The sequence below is a fragment of the Hyphomicrobiales bacterium genome (genome assembly GCA_016710435.1).
GTDB lineage: Bacteria > Pseudomonadota > Alphaproteobacteria > Rhizobiales > Aestuariivirgaceae > Aestuariivirga.
This window is the reverse complement of sequence record JADJVV010000022.1, coordinates 1-14,470: the sequence shown is the minus strand read 5'-3', so window position 1 is coordinate 14,470 and position 14,470 is coordinate 1. Positions and strand designations below refer to the sequence as shown.

Below are 14,470 nucleotides of genomic sequence, written 5' to 3'. Positions count from 1 at the left end.
CCGCCTGTGCGTAATAGGTCCGACCCAGCCTCTGCCAGTAGCCGGCGCAACGCAGGATTGCTACCGGGTCACCGTCTTCAGGCATCAGCGTGTAATGAGGTATTGCAAGTGTGGCCAGCGCCGTGGCCCGGTAGTTGTTCGCTTCCGCTTCGCTCATCTCACGGTCCGGCGTGATGCGCTTTTCATACACCCCGTATTTCGTCTGGCTTGTGGCATTATCTGCCCAGGTCGTATCCGCCGCTGTCGCCGTGCCCCCCGGTTGGATCTGGGAATAGCGCACGCTGATTCGGTTGGTCAACCGCTCTAGCGTAATGCCACGCCGCAGACCGGACGCCACGATCTCGACCGCTACGATATCTCCCCACCAAACTGCGACCCCGTTGCGATTGACAATTTCCAGTCGGTAACCAAGCCAGGCTGTCAGCCCCGCCAACTGCGAGACATCACCGAGATTTGCACCTCAGCATCCGCCATGCCACCGCGCGCGATGGCCGACCATGTAACCGGAGTGACAGCGAGTGACCCCGGTATCAGGATGGCTCCGGTCGCATCGTAGACGGCGATGCTAAATGAACTCATACCGTCGCTCTCCGTGGTCGGTAGTACGCCCGCACGCTGAACGTGTTCGCAATCGGAGCATCGTCAACCGCCGCGGATAACGTGTGCAGAACATGGATGCGCTGCAACGTGTTCGGTTGCAATGTCAAAGCGCCGCCGAATGCCGACGCCAATGGGTACCAGACTGCACCGTTGATGACGTAGGATAGTTCGTCGATGCCATCGTGAACGATGTACGCATTCGCCGCCACCGATGTAGCTGCGATCTCAAGGTAGCGGTAGCTATCGAGCATGGTCAGTTGCAGCACATCCAGGCTCGCCACAACTGCACCGCGAAACACGAGCGCCAATGTCAGAGCGCCCCACGACGCCCCGTATCCCCCAGGCGGCAACGGTACAACCCCGCAATCCTGGTAGGAGATAGTCTGTCCGCCAGCCGGCCCGATATTCATCTCGTCACCCGACCACAGCACAGCCGTGCCCGCTGCGTCTCTGATTTGCGGAGTGACGTAGACCGGCCCGACCCCATCGATACGGGCCAGGATGCGCCCGCGCCGGCCCTTAGTGCGCTGCAAGTCGGCGGTTGGCAACGTCCAGACTCGTGTCAATCCGCTCACTGTCGATATGTCGATATTCTGCCCGCCGCTGCACGTTGCGCATGTAACCGGAGTTACGCCGCTCGCCGCTTCCGCCTGAAGATAGTGCACGAGGTTCGCCGGGTCGGAATAGGCGTTGACCGACATAAAAAGCCGGTAGTATATCTGCGCGGAGCCGGTCGTATTTTGCAGCGTCAGCTTAACCGGCGCCGGCAGATTGCCAGTTGCTTGCGCCGCCGCTATCTGCACCCAGTTGCCGTTGGCCGGATTGTTGTAGATCGTGCGCCCGCCCGTTGCCGCAGCCTGCCCGTTGGCGGACAGTTCAAGTTCTACCTCAGCGCCTTCGAAGTAAGGCACGCGCTCCAGGTAAAGCGTCGCGCCCATCTTCGCTTGGCCGAACACGTTGAGCGAATCCTCCTTCAAATCAAGCCGGGCGTCGATAATGCGTGATCGCCACGCCGACGCGTCAGATGTCAGTTGCACCGTGAGATACAGTTGCGGACCGACACCTGTCAACTTGCGCCGGCGTGCCGTGTTCAGGAGTTGTTGCAGCGTGGCGACCGCAGTCTGTAGCAGCGCCGCCGTAGTCGCATAAAGCAGCAGCGGAATCGTATCGGTTGTACTGTCGGTCACACCGTCGCCGGTGGACGGCATGTAGCCGGGCGCAACGACGGCGCTGTTCGTCGATGTCAGCGTGAAGGTAGTCGTACCATCGGTTACGGCGTAGGTGTGCCCGCTCATGTGCTCCTCTTCAGTCTGCGTGCCACCTGATTTGTCAGCATCTCAAGAGTAATCGGAGATTGCACCACGGCATTGATGACGACTTGCCCGCCGCTTTCGTTCGTAGCGCCAGACTCGGTGGCCGTGCGGATGCCCGATCCCCTGGGCAGGATGATTGTCTCATCCTTATGGACGCGCACCATACCGCCTGTCCAGTAGGATGTACCGACCGCCTTCCCCGGCGGCGGAGTGACCGGAGTGCCTGTTGTGCCATTCGACACCGGCACGCCCCACGGCAACTTGCTTGCCATCGCTCCGAATCCGGCATTGACCGCTTTCGCCAACGATTCGCCCGCACCGGTGGCAGCCGTGTACGCTTCGCTGGATGAGTTGCTGAAAGCCGACGCCAGTTTGTTGCCAAACTTCGCAGCCGCAGGGGTCATGTCGGACGCATCGAGCGAAGCTTCAACGCCGGCCACGATAAGCGGCCCGGTTCCCTTCGTGGCAGCGTCCCAAGACTCCGGTGTAATCCCCTGTTTCATCGCCTCAGCGATCAGGTTTTGCGAACCAAGCGCAGCATTTGCCTCCTGTTGCATGATGGTTCGGTATGCGTTCCAGTCGATTTTGAGCAGGTTCTCCGGGTTGACGAAATACTCACCGGACGCCCACTGGCGCTCTAGCTCCGCTACAATCAGGTCGGCGCCTACCGAGATGTCAAGCCCGAGTGACTTGGCGAGCTCAGCCGGATCGATGTTGGCGTAATCCTTACCGTTCAGGAGTTCATCCTTCGCCTCACGCACGTAGCTATCTGGATAGCGCACGGACATGCCCGCCGCCGCTTTCTTCATGTCCAGTTCGGTGACGGACGACGTGCCAAACAGCCCCGGTATCTTGCGAATAGCCCCTTCGAGCGTTCCCGACAAATCGCTTGCAGCCTCAGCAACGCCGCCCATGCCGCCGGCCGCTGCACTGGCAGACTTTGCCACCAGGTCAAGCGCGTGTCTTGCGCCCTGGTCGGACGTTGATAATCCCGCCTTGATGTTGCCGCTCAGGATGCTGCGCTGCTTACTGCCGCCTGCCACCGAATCCGCTTTCTCGCCGCGCCCTCTGGTGTCTATGTTTGGCCCCGGCCCGATACCAGCGTAGGTGCGAGCGACGGCAACCACCGCTCCAATTGCATCGGCGAATGCGTACCATGCCGGGATGTTTTGGAAGACACTTTGACTTGCAGCATTCGAAGCGTTAGCGGCCCCGGTGACGGCCACAATCTCCGCCTGAAGTGCATCGCGAGCCGCAATGGCCGCTACCTGATTCGCCCGTTTCGCCTCGGTAGATTTCCACGTAGCCATCGCCGCATGCTCGAACGCTTCAGCCGATGCGCCGGCGACGGTAAGGTACTGCATCGTTGCTTGCGCCGCTTCTCCCGCTGAGTCTATCTCTTTCTGGCGTAGCTCTATGTTTTCGTTGTATTTCTTCAGTAGAGCCTGTCTGGATGCGAGTTCATCCGCCGCGATGCGGTCGCTGAATCCACGCACGGCATCCGCAGCGCCATTCAGCGCCCGGTTAGCGGCGTCACCTACTGCCCCTTCTGCTATCGAATTGACGAGATCTGTCCATGCCGATTGAAGTCTCTTCGTGCCATCTATGGCGACGTTTGCCCCCTCCCCAATCCCCGCAAACGTCTCCTTCGATACGGCAATGGCGGCATTCAGGAACGCCTGTTCCTGCGTTAGCCCCTGCGTCGTCTCGAGTAACTCTTTCATCTTCTCTTTGGTTTTGCCCGCCGAGATACCCATGGTATCAAGCCGAACAAAAGACAGGTTGGCCGCCGCCGCCGACAGGTTATCCAGCACGTCGGACACGTCGCCGCCCATAACCATCGATATCTTGGTTGCAGTCCCTACGACGTTCTCAAGTTCACTTGCCGTCTTTGCCATGCCAAGCGCCGCCGCTTTGTTGGCAAGTTGCATGGCGTCAAGCTCAGAGACGGTCCCCATACTGGCGCGCTTAACCGCTTCCAGTTTGGCCCGTGCTTGCTCCGCTCCGCCAGACAGGATGGTGAACGCCGAACGCGAGCGGGTGACCTGTACGTTCATTTTGGCGAGTTCAGCGGTGCCGTTGCCGATCGCCATAGCAAATTGCACACCGGTCATGGCCGCGAACCCGCCCATTGCGAAGGCCATCGCCTTGTTTGCGTTGGTCAGATTCACCATGGACCGCTGCGAAGCTGCCGCAGCTTGGTCAACTTTTTTGATATTGTTTACAGCAGATGTGGTGGCGGGACCGGTCTTGTCTCTGCCAACTATCCCACTTCAATATCGTCGGACATCGACCGCCCTTGCTTTTGAATGTCGGAATCGAACTCTCGCTTCGCCTCTCGCCAGTGGTACTCAGCCTGGAGGCGAGCACTCATTTCTTGGATGAGGTCCGCCGGCGCTTGGAGGATGTCTTGCCATGACCAGTGGTATTCCCGCATGACGGCCAACAGTATCCCGTAGCGTGTCGGCGTGGCTTCGCTGACATCCTGCATGTAGTTCAGTTCGTAGCCACGCCAGATGCGTTTCCCTCGTCTTCGCTCAGGTAGGTCAACTTGTCCGCCGCCGCCGCTATCTTGCGTGCCAGACTGAATGGCAGCGCCCGCAGATTGTCGGGAGTCGGCTCGCGCCATCGAATCCTGGTCCGTCCCAACTGACGAGCGCCTTTTCGGTGGTGACAAGCCCCGAAGTTTTCTCCCATCGTGGATCTTCCGACAGCGCCAACACCTCACCATACGTCAACTTGCGCACGGTGACGGTGTTGCCGCCGCCCAGGTCAATCGTCTCTGTCTGTGTTGCGAAATACCCCATACGGGTTGTACCCTCAGTTACGGTAACGTCGATACGCCATTCGTGACGGCGATAGAGAAGAACAACGCATCGGCAGACGAATAGACCGCGTGCCCGTCCAGGCGCACCGTCGTGTTTCCGTTGCTGTTTTCGTAGCCGCCGACCACATCGTATTTGCCCGCCCACTTGATCACCATGGTCTTGGGCGACGTGCCCGGACAGGTCAACTGAAACAGGCGCACGGTCCCGGCCTTGCGGATTGCACGCTCAGCCTGCACAACCGATACCGTGTCATCCTGCAATTCGACCGTGAGGCTGAACGTAATCGCCGGTTTCGTCCACTTGTAGGTCGTGTGGTACAACTGCCCATCGCCAATCGGGACAGGCACGAGACCGGTCGTCACCTTGATTGATGCGCCCATAAGCACGCCCAGGCGCTGCGTCGTACCAACCGTGCCGCCTGTCGCATCAATGTATAGCAGCGTCTTGGGTATCAGCGCCTCTTCGACAGCCACGATGGTAGACAGCGATGTTGGCGTGGTTGGCGACACCTGCCGACCGAACCAGTTGGCCGACATCTTCCACGCCTGCCCCGCCTGCCCCTCTAGCGTGAACTCTTCCACGAGCGAACCTTCCATCTCCAACGCGTCATTGTCGGCTGCGTTGTTGAAGGTCTCGATCGTGTAGCTCTTTGGCGTCGGCACGGAATTGTCGACGGGGTATGCGTAGGTGCGCAGGTACCCCGGACCGGCTCCGGGCGTAGCGGTCAAAATGCCCGCCTCCAGAATGTGCGGCAACTGCTCGTAGGTCAACTCCGTGGCGGGCATGGAGAGCTTGCCCCGGTACGAAGAATCGTAGGCCCGCTCCGCCTGAACGAGTAGCCCGATCTGCTCTTCAACGATGACGCGTTCCGACGCATCCTCTAGCATGGAGAAAGCGCCACGCCAGATGGTTGACGCCGCGACAGCCGTCCCGAACGCAGATTCGCGCCCGAGTTGGATCTTGTTCATGCTGAACGGACCATAGACGTTAGCCATTTGCCACCCCCTCCTTCGGCGGCGCCTGGTAGAGCGTCACGCCGCTAACTTTTCGCTGTTCGTCGATAAGTGCTTTGAACTGTTTCGCCTCTTCGGGCGATAGGTCACGCGCCGGCACGCCGTGAATGTACGTGCCATCGCCAACGTAAATGAGTGCTACAGGTTCACCTTGCATGGCACCTCGAATCTAACTCCATAGTGCGGGTCAGCGCTACCGTAGGTCATCGCGCCCGCCCGGTACGCTATCGGCCCGTTGATGTCAAGGTCCGTCGCCGCGGCGAGTCGTGCGTACATCCTGTCCGGCCAGACCTTCGCCTCGTCAACCGCCTGCGGTAGGACTTGGCGAGAGTGGTGTATCTCGACCACGACGTTGTGGTACGCCCGCCCGCCCGCTGCGTTCAGTTCATACGTGCCCCGATTGGCAAAGACGATTGCGCACGGGAACTCCTGCATAGAGTCCGGCGGGTCAGTGTATACCCTGGCCATGCCGGTAAGCGCCGCCGTGTGGGCACGCAACTTGTCAATCGTCGCATCCAGGCTCATATCACCGTCCAGCGAAAGCCTTGCAGCATGAATTGCACCTGCTTCGGGATACCCTCAGAGTAGACGAGTTGACCAAGATCGACGCTCGCCGTCGCGTCCGCCAGCCCTGCCTGATAGCGTTTGAACGTCCATGCGGACAGCATGACGCACGCCTCTTTGATGGTCGGCGGCACGGTAGTCGCCATACCCCACTTGCCGGTGACCGCTATCTCGCCGTCGACACCGAATGACCACACGGCGCCCGACAGCAGATGGATCTGGTTGGCATACTCTGCGTTGCGCGGCCAAAGCCGGTACTGCGCAGTCGTCAATGCAACGCCAAGCCCATCGGCCACGCTCGCCAGGCTTGCCAGCGGCGCGTCCAGTCGCAACACGCTGCTACGTACATCGTCGTCACCGTAGTAGCGTGTTGCGTTGGCGGCGGGTGCGAACCCGTTTTCCGGCAGTTTGCAGAAGCGGTCGATCCATCTCGACATGGCCGTGATAATCGATGTCAAGGCGGTGTCGTATTCGGTCCCGGCAATGTCGAGCCGGCCCGCTAGTTTCAGGTCAGCCGCCGCGCAGTAGTCGGTCACTTATCCGCCTCTGGGGTGCGAATCATCTTGTCCCTGGCCGGCGCTGTTACCGCCTTGACCACCTCGAAGCATCCGGGCGCATCGGCCAAGAGATAGGTCGCCTGCGCGTCGTCTGCGTCAAAGACGGTCCCTGCCTCGTACGCCAGATTCAACGGCCCGTTTGCATACGTCAACAAGCAGCGCAACTTTATCACTTGACGACTCCTATCGCCGTGACCGTGACCGGGTTCGTCAGTGACACGTCGGCATACAGGCACGTCCATCGGCCAAACAGTAGGTACTGGTTAAGCGCCGTAGCGTCGGCAATGTTGGCCGATACCGCCGCCGCTCCGTCTGCGAAGTTGACGTTGTTATTGCTGAAATTGAGCGTCAGTGTAACCGTGTTGCCATCCGTCTGATCGATGACGGTCATCAGGTCGATAGCTGAGTAGTCTGGCACCTCGAAGCAACTGGAACGAGTGTCAGCCGTCAGTACCTTCGCATCGAAAAATACAGGGAATTCGGGTGACACGTTTTTGACCGTGACTGCGACCGGCGTTGGCGCGGCCAGCGGCGCGGCTTGGCTTACCGGCGTGCCAAACGAAAACAGGAGCAACGCCAGCAGCGTCACCCCCACGATTACCGCCCATGCGATTTGCTTGCGCATCGTACCTCCTTAAGTAAGCCCCTCCCCGCGGACGAGAGAGGGGCATTGAACCGAACGAAGATTAGCCGATGAGGATGTTGCGCACGCCGCTCGTGTGCGTGTTCGTGCTGCGTGTCCCGTGCGCTGCGACGGCCATGCGTATAGAGGTCACCATGATGTACTGGCGCTTCTGAATCAGCTTGTCGACCTCGATGATCAACTGGCGGCGGAAACCGGCATACCAGAGGTTGCGGTTGATGATGCTGATTTGACCCAACGTGTTGTTCCCAGCCGTGGTCGAAACCTTTCCGTCTGCTTCCGTCTTCGAAGCCGACGCGCTGACGATAATCGGGATGCCCCGATAAGCCGCCAACTGCCCGGTCAGGATCACAGCGCCCGGCCCGAACTTGTCAACCGTCATGACGTTTGTCAATCCAAGCAAGCCGCTCAGGTACGTGCCTGCCCCGCAGATGATTGCCGTCTGGTTCGGGTCGATTGCGTACTTGCCCATCAGGTTGAGCGCCGCCGAAATGTCAGCGTCCGCCAGTGCATCGCCGCCGGCGTCCTTGCCCATCGCCGTGTTATCAACGAGCCACTGATGGCGGATGCCATCCTGCCCGGCGCTCAGATAGTACATGTCCGCATCCGGGTCAGCATCGTCGAGGTTGATGTTGCCGGTCCCGGCGTCGGTGGCGTCGGCGTTCAGCGCAAAGGCGTCGATAACCTCAGCGCCGCTCTGGGCAAGGCGTGCCCGTACCGTGGGCGCCATCGCAACGGCGCTATCCTCATCCAGCGTGTAGCTCCAGTTCTGTTCGGTCACCAGTTCGGTGGCCGTCAAAACCGATTTCGCCGTGGTCAGGTCGCTCGCCGTGGTTGCCGTGTTTTCCGTCCCCTTGCGCCATGTCGGCTGTCCCAGGCCAAGCGGAACGTCGAAGGGATTCGTGGGCATGTCGATGCGGGTCAGGTTGGCGGCGATGCGAGACGCCAAGAAGATGTCGTCCCAAAGCTGATTCGCCATGCCGGTCGGTACCAGTTCGTCGCCCGTGCCCGCGCCGGTCGAGGTCATGGCTTTGACTGCGTTCACCAGGTCGTTGGACGGTTCGGCCGCGCCGGCTCCGCCCATCTGGGGCGACCAGTTGCGTACCTGCCCCTCCATGATCGCCTTGGCGATGAGCAGGTCGACCGGTCGATAGACAAGCCCGCCGTCCCGATGCGACCCGCTGGATTCAAACGACTTGATGAAGCGAGAGTAGCGATTGCCCGCCACCTGGCCCGATGCGCCGACGGCCGCGCCCGGCTGCCGATAGACCGGCTGCGATTCCATCGCCTTCTGAACCTGCGCAGCGGCGAGCGCTTCAATCTGTGCTCCGAACGCTTTTTCCACATCCGCCCATTGCAGGTCGGATTTCGACCCCGCCGCTTTGACTGCGTTCGTCAGTTCGGCCATTTGCTGCAAAACAGAATCGAGATTGTTCATGCGTTGATCGCCTCCAGTGACGACCGGATAGAGTTCAAAAAATCAGACAAGATTGCGGTAAGGCGAAGTTCGAGCATGGCGAGCGCATCCTCTTCGGTCGGCTCGCCATCGGTCGGCGTATCCTCCTGCTCAGGTTCGGGAGCATCGGCAGGGGTATCTTCAGGAGTCGGTTCGGGAGCATCCTCGGGCGGCATATCTTCGGGCATGTCGTCTTCGGGCGGCAACGCCTTGACGGCCAGTCTCAGCGCATCCTGATTGGCCGGAATCGGAACGATGGAAACTTCCAGAAGTTCACTGGTCAGAATGTCGTTGCCACCGAACGCGTTCTTTTGCATCGTGACAGGTCGAAACCCGATGGATGCGGCGCGCAAAAGCCCCTGCTCCCACAGCGCCTTGACGATGTGCATCGGGTCATTCTGCGAAGCTGGGTCTCGCAGTTCCGGCAGGATGCGCAACCCGCTCTCGTCAGCCGTGATATCGCCCGCCTTGCCGATAATGCACCACGGCTCGCTGTAGTTGTGCCCGAAGATCAGCACCGGATTCTTGCGGTAGTTTGTGCAATCGATACCGAGCGGCATAACCCGGTCGGCATCGCGGTCGACCGCAGGCGTAGACGCCATGATCCATCCATCGGCCATCGGTGCCAGGTCAAACGCCTTGTGTTTTATCGCCATGCCCCCCCCCCCCCCCCCCCCCCCCCCGTGCCCCCCCCCCCCCCCCCCCCCCCCCCCCCCCCCCCGTTTTCCCGTTCCTTCCCTCCTCCCTTGTGCGCCCCTTTTCCCGGGGGGGCGCCCCCGCCCCCCCCGTTTCCCCCCCCCTCCCCCCCCCCCGCGGGGTTGTCGGGGGGGGGGGGGGGTTTTGCCCCGCGGGGGGGCTTTCCTCGGTCGGGGCGGCGCCCCGGGCCCTTCTCCTGGGGCCCCCCCCCCCCCGCGGGGGGGGGGGCCCCCCCCGCCCGCCCCCGCGCCGTCCCGCCGGGGCTTTTCCCTCCCCCGGGGGCGCCTCCGGGGCGGGCGGCCCCCCGGGGTTTCTGTGCGCCCCCCCGGGGTGGCCCCACTCTCCTACCGCCAACAAAAAAAAGACGCCGTTACTGCCCGGTTGGACAGTTTCGGCGTCAAGCGCTCTGGTTATTCGGTTGCAATCAGTCTAGCACATATGCGCTACGATTTCAAGAGGTAGCGCTCATCCTCTGGACGTAAGCTGCAATGTCACGGCGGAACCGGGCAATGATGTCGCTACGCAGCTCACGGATAGCATCCATCTCCGTCCGCCAGTTGCCGCGATGGATAAGCGCCTGATGCGCCGACGATTGCACGTACCTGGCGTAGCCCTTGTCTGTGCCCGCCACACCGTGCAATCCATTGCCCAGGCTGCTAATGCGCCATGTCCACGATTGACCCAGTTTGCCGCGACGCTCGTAGGGCACCTTGATAATCCCCTGCTTCAATGCCCAAAAGAAGTAGCGGCGTTGCTTCGCCGTGCGCAGCATGTTCGGGTACGGTCGCTGTGGCGGACCAAAGTTTAATCTATTTGCCGCTGGGCCGCGGGGGCCCCCCCCCCCCCCCCCCCCCCCGAGGTCTCGGGGGGCGCCCGCGCCGGGGGGGCCCCCCCCCCCCGGGCCCCCCGGTACCTTGGGGGGGGGGTCCCCGCCCCCCCCCCCCCTCCCCCCCCCGGGTCTTTCTGGCGCGGGGGGGGGAAAGGGGGCCCCCCCGGGTGGCCCGGGGGGCGCCCCCGGTTGGGCCCCCCGGGGGGGGGGGTTTTGGGGGGGGGGGCCAACACGCCCCCCCGGGGGGGGGGGGGGGGGGGGCGGGGGGCGGGGCGGGGGGGGGGGGGGCGACGGGGGAAAAAAGATGTTCCTTCCGCCCCGGCTCGTGTTGGTAGACATCAGGCTATCCTCGATCGGCAAGCGCATGCCCCCCCCTTCTCCGCTTGCCCACCCCGCGGTAACGGTGATAACTATCTCTGGCATTTCAGCTTATCCGACTCTCGCAATCGCGGGACGTAGACGGCACCTGCAGCGCACATGCGCCGGTGGAACGCTGAATTCCCTGCCCGCCTTGCGTTGTAACTCCGGTGACAGTTGATCGTAGAATCGCTCATCGGTCGAGATGATGAGCTTGTCCAACTGGTTACAAATCGGGCATACCTTGCTGTCCGTTACTGTCGCCCACGCCATCTCGGTCAAGCCTGCCCCGCGGTACCCTTCCAGACTCCCGTTGGCCGCCGCAGATGTCGTCTCGGTTTCGGCAATCACTTGCGCCCGATTGCGGTCGAACATGCGCTCCAAGTCTCTGGTCAGCGCCGACAGTGGCTCGCCGTTTTCGTACCACCGCGCAACGTTCTGCTGTACGAAAGCGGCGGTCGATTCGTTTGCACCCACGATCAAGTCGCCAGCGCGCCGTGCCGCCCAATCCCTGGCCCTCACGTTGACAAGGCCCCAGTCGAATCCTATCCCCGCATTGCCCAACTGATCAAAGGCGATGTTGACCCCGATATCTACCGCTTCCATGACGGCTCGTGACAGCGCATCGTTCACTGCCGGACTGATAAGGCGCTGATTGATGTACGCCTGCAACTCGTACAGATCCATATCCTCTGCGTTGTCTGGCAGGATGTTGCGCCACTGCTCGCGGAAAGCGCGCGTGATAGCGGCGGTAGAGCGCTCTTCGAGGATGCGGTATATCTCCTCCTCCGCATCGTCGTCACCCGGCACCGTGCGCAGCGCAAGCGCTTTGATTGTCACCCACTCGTCACGGGTAACTTTCCCACCCAGGGACGCCATCGCTTTGCGCACCGGCGATAAGTCGCGCACGGTCAGACGGCGCTGCGTAAAAAAACCTTTGTCCGCGCTACCCCCATCGGGTAACGCCGGCTGCGCAGCGGCGTCTACCTGTATGGCGAGCGGGTCAAATGCCGCCCGGCCAAATGGCAACTCGCCGCCCGGAACTGGCCCGATGCCAAGACCCAACTGCTCATCCAGTTGGTTGAATGGCGCACCCATCGCCCAAAGGCTTTGCGCCATTGTGACCGAACCGGACTTATCGTCTTGCAGAGCGCCGATACCGGTCAGGTCTGTTTCGATACGCTGGCCAGGCTTGAGCATCGGTCTGCGCACGGTGAAGAAGTGCGTCAAAACCATGTCGCGATGGGTGATGAGCGGACGCAAAGTCAACTTCCAAAACACCTTCTCCGCTTGCCCGAAGTTCTCGTAGGTGTCGCGCCCATACCCCATGATCTCGTCGGGCACGCCGAACACCGCCGCAACCTCATCGCGCGACATCTCGCGCTGCTGAATCCATTCGATGTCCTTGGGCGCCCACGAAAACGTCTTGATATCGGTCGTGCCAGACTCCAACACAATCGGCTTGCCGGCGTTGCCGCTTCCGCCAAACTGATACATCATCTCAGCCTGAATGGCGTCTCGTTCCGTCTTGGTAAGCCCCTGCTGAGCAATGACGGCATAATCCGGACGCGCCCCGTTGCGCAGGAATGCTTTCGACCATGACTGAGCGAACATGTCAATGATGATCGAATTGCGCACGGCAGAGATAGGCGCAAGCCCCCGCCACGGATTCAGCGGATTATAGAACTTGTCGTGAATCATGCCGGTTGGCGTCGGGTACATCGTCTCAGTCTGCACTCCGTCCGGCATGACGACATAGCCGGCCACGGCTGGGAAGTTGCGCCGCTCAGGTGACACATCCGGTTGCACCAACACGAGGTCAGCGCGGCGCGGCCATAGCTCTACAGGTCGCCCGCGGGAATCCTCCACAATGTGAAGGAACGCTTCGCCGGACAGCATCATGGAGGATGCGTAGTTCTCCCACAGCAGCGCACCGGGCATGGCGTCATTGCCCGATGTGAGCAGCGTCGTCAACTCATGGCCGGGGACCGCTACCCGTCGGCGTCAACTACCTCGGCACGGACAGACGCAACATTTTCGGCAATCTTGGCGACGGCTTTGCGCACCCACGAATACACCTCGTAGACTTTGGCGTAGTCGGCGAAGTTGTCTTGCACTGGCTCCGCCCATGCTCCGCCCGAAGACGACATGACGTGCGTCCGATCGCGCAGGTCGGGTCTGTGGTCGGCTACCGCCTTGACCTTCGGTGCGGTCATGGATCTGTGCTGCGTGCGTACTGCGTCAAGTAGTCCCATCGTCGCCTCGTCCCGCCTTGAATCCGGCCACAAATGCCGCCGCTATCCAGAGTATCGCCCGCCAGATTGCACCCAAGACCCACCCCGCCATGAAGAATGGAAGCGACAGCAACCAAAGCAGCCCGGTCCCAATTGCCGTGCCGAGTCGCATCTCCTGTCGCTCCGCCTTGATACTGTCAAGCAATTTCGACTCCTAAAAACAAAATGACGCCGATGCGCCAAGTCAATGGCGTATGGCGTCAAGCGCTCTCCGGTATGCGGTTGGATGTCTGGCGTCAATCCGCCCTTGCGCTAGTTCTATCATTATCGCCGTCAACGTCATGTTGAGCGCGGCACGCGCGCCACTATGGTACTTCTGGCCGGACGTCCGGAATCCATCCTGATGGGGCGAAGAGCACTTTGCGCAATCGCCACAACAATCAGCGGCCGCGATTAGCGTGACGATGGTTGCAATCAGAAGTGGCTTTATCATGTCCCCATCTCCCCATCTTACCACAATCTACCCATGTTTGTTGCGGTCAATTTTGCGGTCCGTGATGCGCTGCCCTGTGCGCAGGTCGTACACGGTCAAGCGCCCGTGCTTCAATACCTCAAGACGACCGGACGCGACGAATAGCCTCCCCTGCAATTCGCCTGCCCCGTTGCGCAGCTCGACGGGCGCCGCAATCTCTGGGGTATCGTTTGTGTCCGTCATGGCGTGCGCACCCGCATGAACACATAGCTTTCTAGCGCGTTACATGAATGATCATTGCCATCCGCCGGGAAGTCATCTACGGTGTGTTTGCCCTCTGGATACTTGTACCCCGACGTGATCTCATCCAGCAGGGCGCGACATCGGCGGTGAATGCGAATCGTCCGGTATCCTTGCCCGTCGCACAGAAGCGACCGGGTATGCTTGATCGCCGCCACACGCTTGGACCGCTCGCCTTGCACAATGTTCTTGGCCGCCAACCAGTTGCGCGGGGGATGTCGGCGCAGGCCATCCGCTCACGCAGGGTCGGCGCTTCGTGGCTGACAACTGCCAGTTCCGGTACCGGCCATCCGTTGGCATCGCAGCGTTCTTTGATGTCGATCCCCGTGCGCTCTTCCACCTGACCTTGTACTGATACAGTTCGTCAAACACAAGGATGTGATCTGGGTAGCGCTGAATGAAAAGCGTAGCCCGTGGATCAGGTGAATACCCATCGTCGATTGCCAGTTCAATCGGAATCTCTGGGTTCGGCTCCTCATCGGTGATATTGTCGGCAGAGAAGGTGTCGTAAACGAGACCCTCTACTGCTGCGGAACCAGTTCCCCAGTTTCCACGCCCTCACGCAATGCTGTCGGCAACGTATCGAGCATGGCCCAGTACGATTTGTC

17 protein-coding genes are annotated in these 14,470 nt (G+C 61.1%); 1 reads left to right on the top strand and 16 read right to left on the bottom strand.

Annotated elements, in window-relative coordinates; genetic code table 11:
* From IPM06_19735 to IPM06_19660, 16 genes are all read right to left on the bottom strand, one after another.
* The coding region (locus IPM06_19735; protein MBK8772638.1) for a hypothetical protein at positions 1–433 on the bottom strand (433 nt) is incomplete at its 3' end.
* The gene (locus IPM06_19730) at positions 421–579 is read right to left on the bottom strand and encodes a hypothetical protein (GenBank protein ID MBK8772637.1); all 159 of its coding nucleotides are present in this window, start codon (positions 577–579) and stop codon (positions 421–423) included. The genes IPM06_19730 and IPM06_19735, both read right to left, overlap by 13 nt.
* Positions 576–1,895, bottom strand: a complete 1,320-nt coding sequence (locus tag IPM06_19725; GenBank protein ID MBK8772636.1) for a hypothetical protein — start codon at positions 1,893–1,895, stop codon at positions 576–578. The genes IPM06_19730 and IPM06_19725 overlap by 4 nt, the downstream gene beginning before the upstream one ends.
* Positions 1,892–4,087, bottom strand: a complete 2,196-nt coding sequence (locus IPM06_19720) for a hypothetical protein (GenBank protein ID MBK8772635.1) — start codon at positions 4,085–4,087, stop codon at positions 1,892–1,894. The genes IPM06_19725 and IPM06_19720 overlap by 4 nt, the downstream gene beginning before the upstream one ends.
* 89 nt (positions 4,088–4,176) lie before the next feature.
* On the bottom strand, positions 4,177–4,542 hold the full coding sequence (locus tag IPM06_19715; protein ID MBK8772634.1) for a hypothetical protein: 366 nt from the start codon (positions 4,540–4,542) through the stop codon (positions 4,177–4,179).
* A 195-nt stretch (positions 4,543–4,737) separates the two neighbouring features.
* The gene (locus IPM06_19710) at positions 4,738–5,736 is read right to left on the bottom strand and encodes a hypothetical protein (protein ID MBK8772633.1); all 999 of its coding nucleotides are present in this window, start codon (positions 5,734–5,736) and stop codon (positions 4,738–4,740) included.
* 156 nt (positions 5,737–5,892) lie between these two features.
* Positions 5,893–6,279: a hypothetical protein gene (locus tag IPM06_19705; GenBank protein MBK8772632.1), complete on the bottom strand. Its 387-nt coding sequence runs from the start codon at positions 6,277–6,279 to the stop codon at positions 5,893–5,895.
* On the bottom strand, positions 6,276–6,854 hold the full coding sequence (locus tag IPM06_19700) for a hypothetical protein (protein ID MBK8772631.1): 579 nt from the start codon (positions 6,852–6,854) through the stop codon (positions 6,276–6,278). Before IPM06_19700 ends, IPM06_19705 begins: the two co-directional genes overlap by 4 nt.
* On the bottom strand, positions 6,851–7,048 hold the full coding sequence (locus IPM06_19695) for a hypothetical protein (GenBank protein MBK8772630.1): 198 nt from the start codon (positions 7,046–7,048) through the stop codon (positions 6,851–6,853). Before IPM06_19695 ends, IPM06_19700 begins: the two co-directional genes overlap by 4 nt.
* Entirely contained in the window at positions 7,045–7,500 is a 456-nt protein-coding gene (locus tag IPM06_19690) for a hypothetical protein (protein MBK8772629.1), read from the bottom strand. Before IPM06_19690 ends, IPM06_19695 begins: the two co-directional genes overlap by 4 nt.
* Before the next feature lie 61 nt (positions 7,501–7,561).
* On the bottom strand, positions 7,562–8,956 hold the full coding sequence (locus IPM06_19685) for a phage major capsid protein (protein MBK8772628.1): 1,395 nt from the start codon (positions 8,954–8,956) through the stop codon (positions 7,562–7,564).
* A complete protein-coding gene (locus IPM06_19680) occupies positions 8,953–9,630 on the bottom strand; it encodes an HK97 family phage prohead protease (protein MBK8772627.1) in 678 nt (225 codons plus the stop codon). The genes IPM06_19685 and IPM06_19680 overlap by 4 nt, the downstream gene beginning before the upstream one ends.
* A 491-nt stretch (positions 9,631–10,121) precedes the next feature.
* A complete protein-coding gene (locus tag IPM06_19675) occupies positions 10,122–10,442 on the bottom strand; it encodes a hypothetical protein (GenBank protein MBK8772626.1) in 321 nt (106 codons plus the stop codon).
* A 486-nt stretch (positions 10,443–10,928) separates the two neighbouring features.
* On the bottom strand, positions 10,929–12,830 hold the full coding sequence (locus tag IPM06_19670) for a phage portal protein (GenBank protein MBK8772625.1): 1,902 nt from the start codon (positions 12,828–12,830) through the stop codon (positions 10,929–10,931).
* 17 nt (positions 12,831–12,847) lie between these two features.
* Positions 12,848–13,072 carry a hypothetical protein gene (locus IPM06_19665; protein MBK8772624.1) on the bottom strand — a complete coding sequence of 75 codons (225 nt, stop codon included), beginning with the start codon at positions 13,070–13,072 and terminating at the stop codon, positions 12,848–12,850.
* A gap of 538 nt (positions 13,073–13,610) precedes the next feature.
* Positions 13,611–13,805 carry a hypothetical protein gene (locus IPM06_19660; GenBank protein MBK8772623.1) on the bottom strand — a complete coding sequence of 65 codons (195 nt, stop codon included), beginning with the start codon at positions 13,803–13,805 and terminating at the stop codon, positions 13,611–13,613.
* A gap of 47 nt (positions 13,806–13,852) precedes the next feature.
* On the opposite strand from IPM06_19660, the gene IPM06_19655 reads away from it, so the two are divergent.
* Positions 13,853–14,206 carry a hypothetical protein gene (locus IPM06_19655; GenBank protein MBK8772622.1) on the top strand — a complete coding sequence of 118 codons (354 nt, stop codon included), beginning with the start codon at positions 13,853–13,855 and terminating at the stop codon, positions 14,204–14,206.
* The last annotated feature ends 264 nt before the right edge of the window (positions 14,207–14,470 follow it).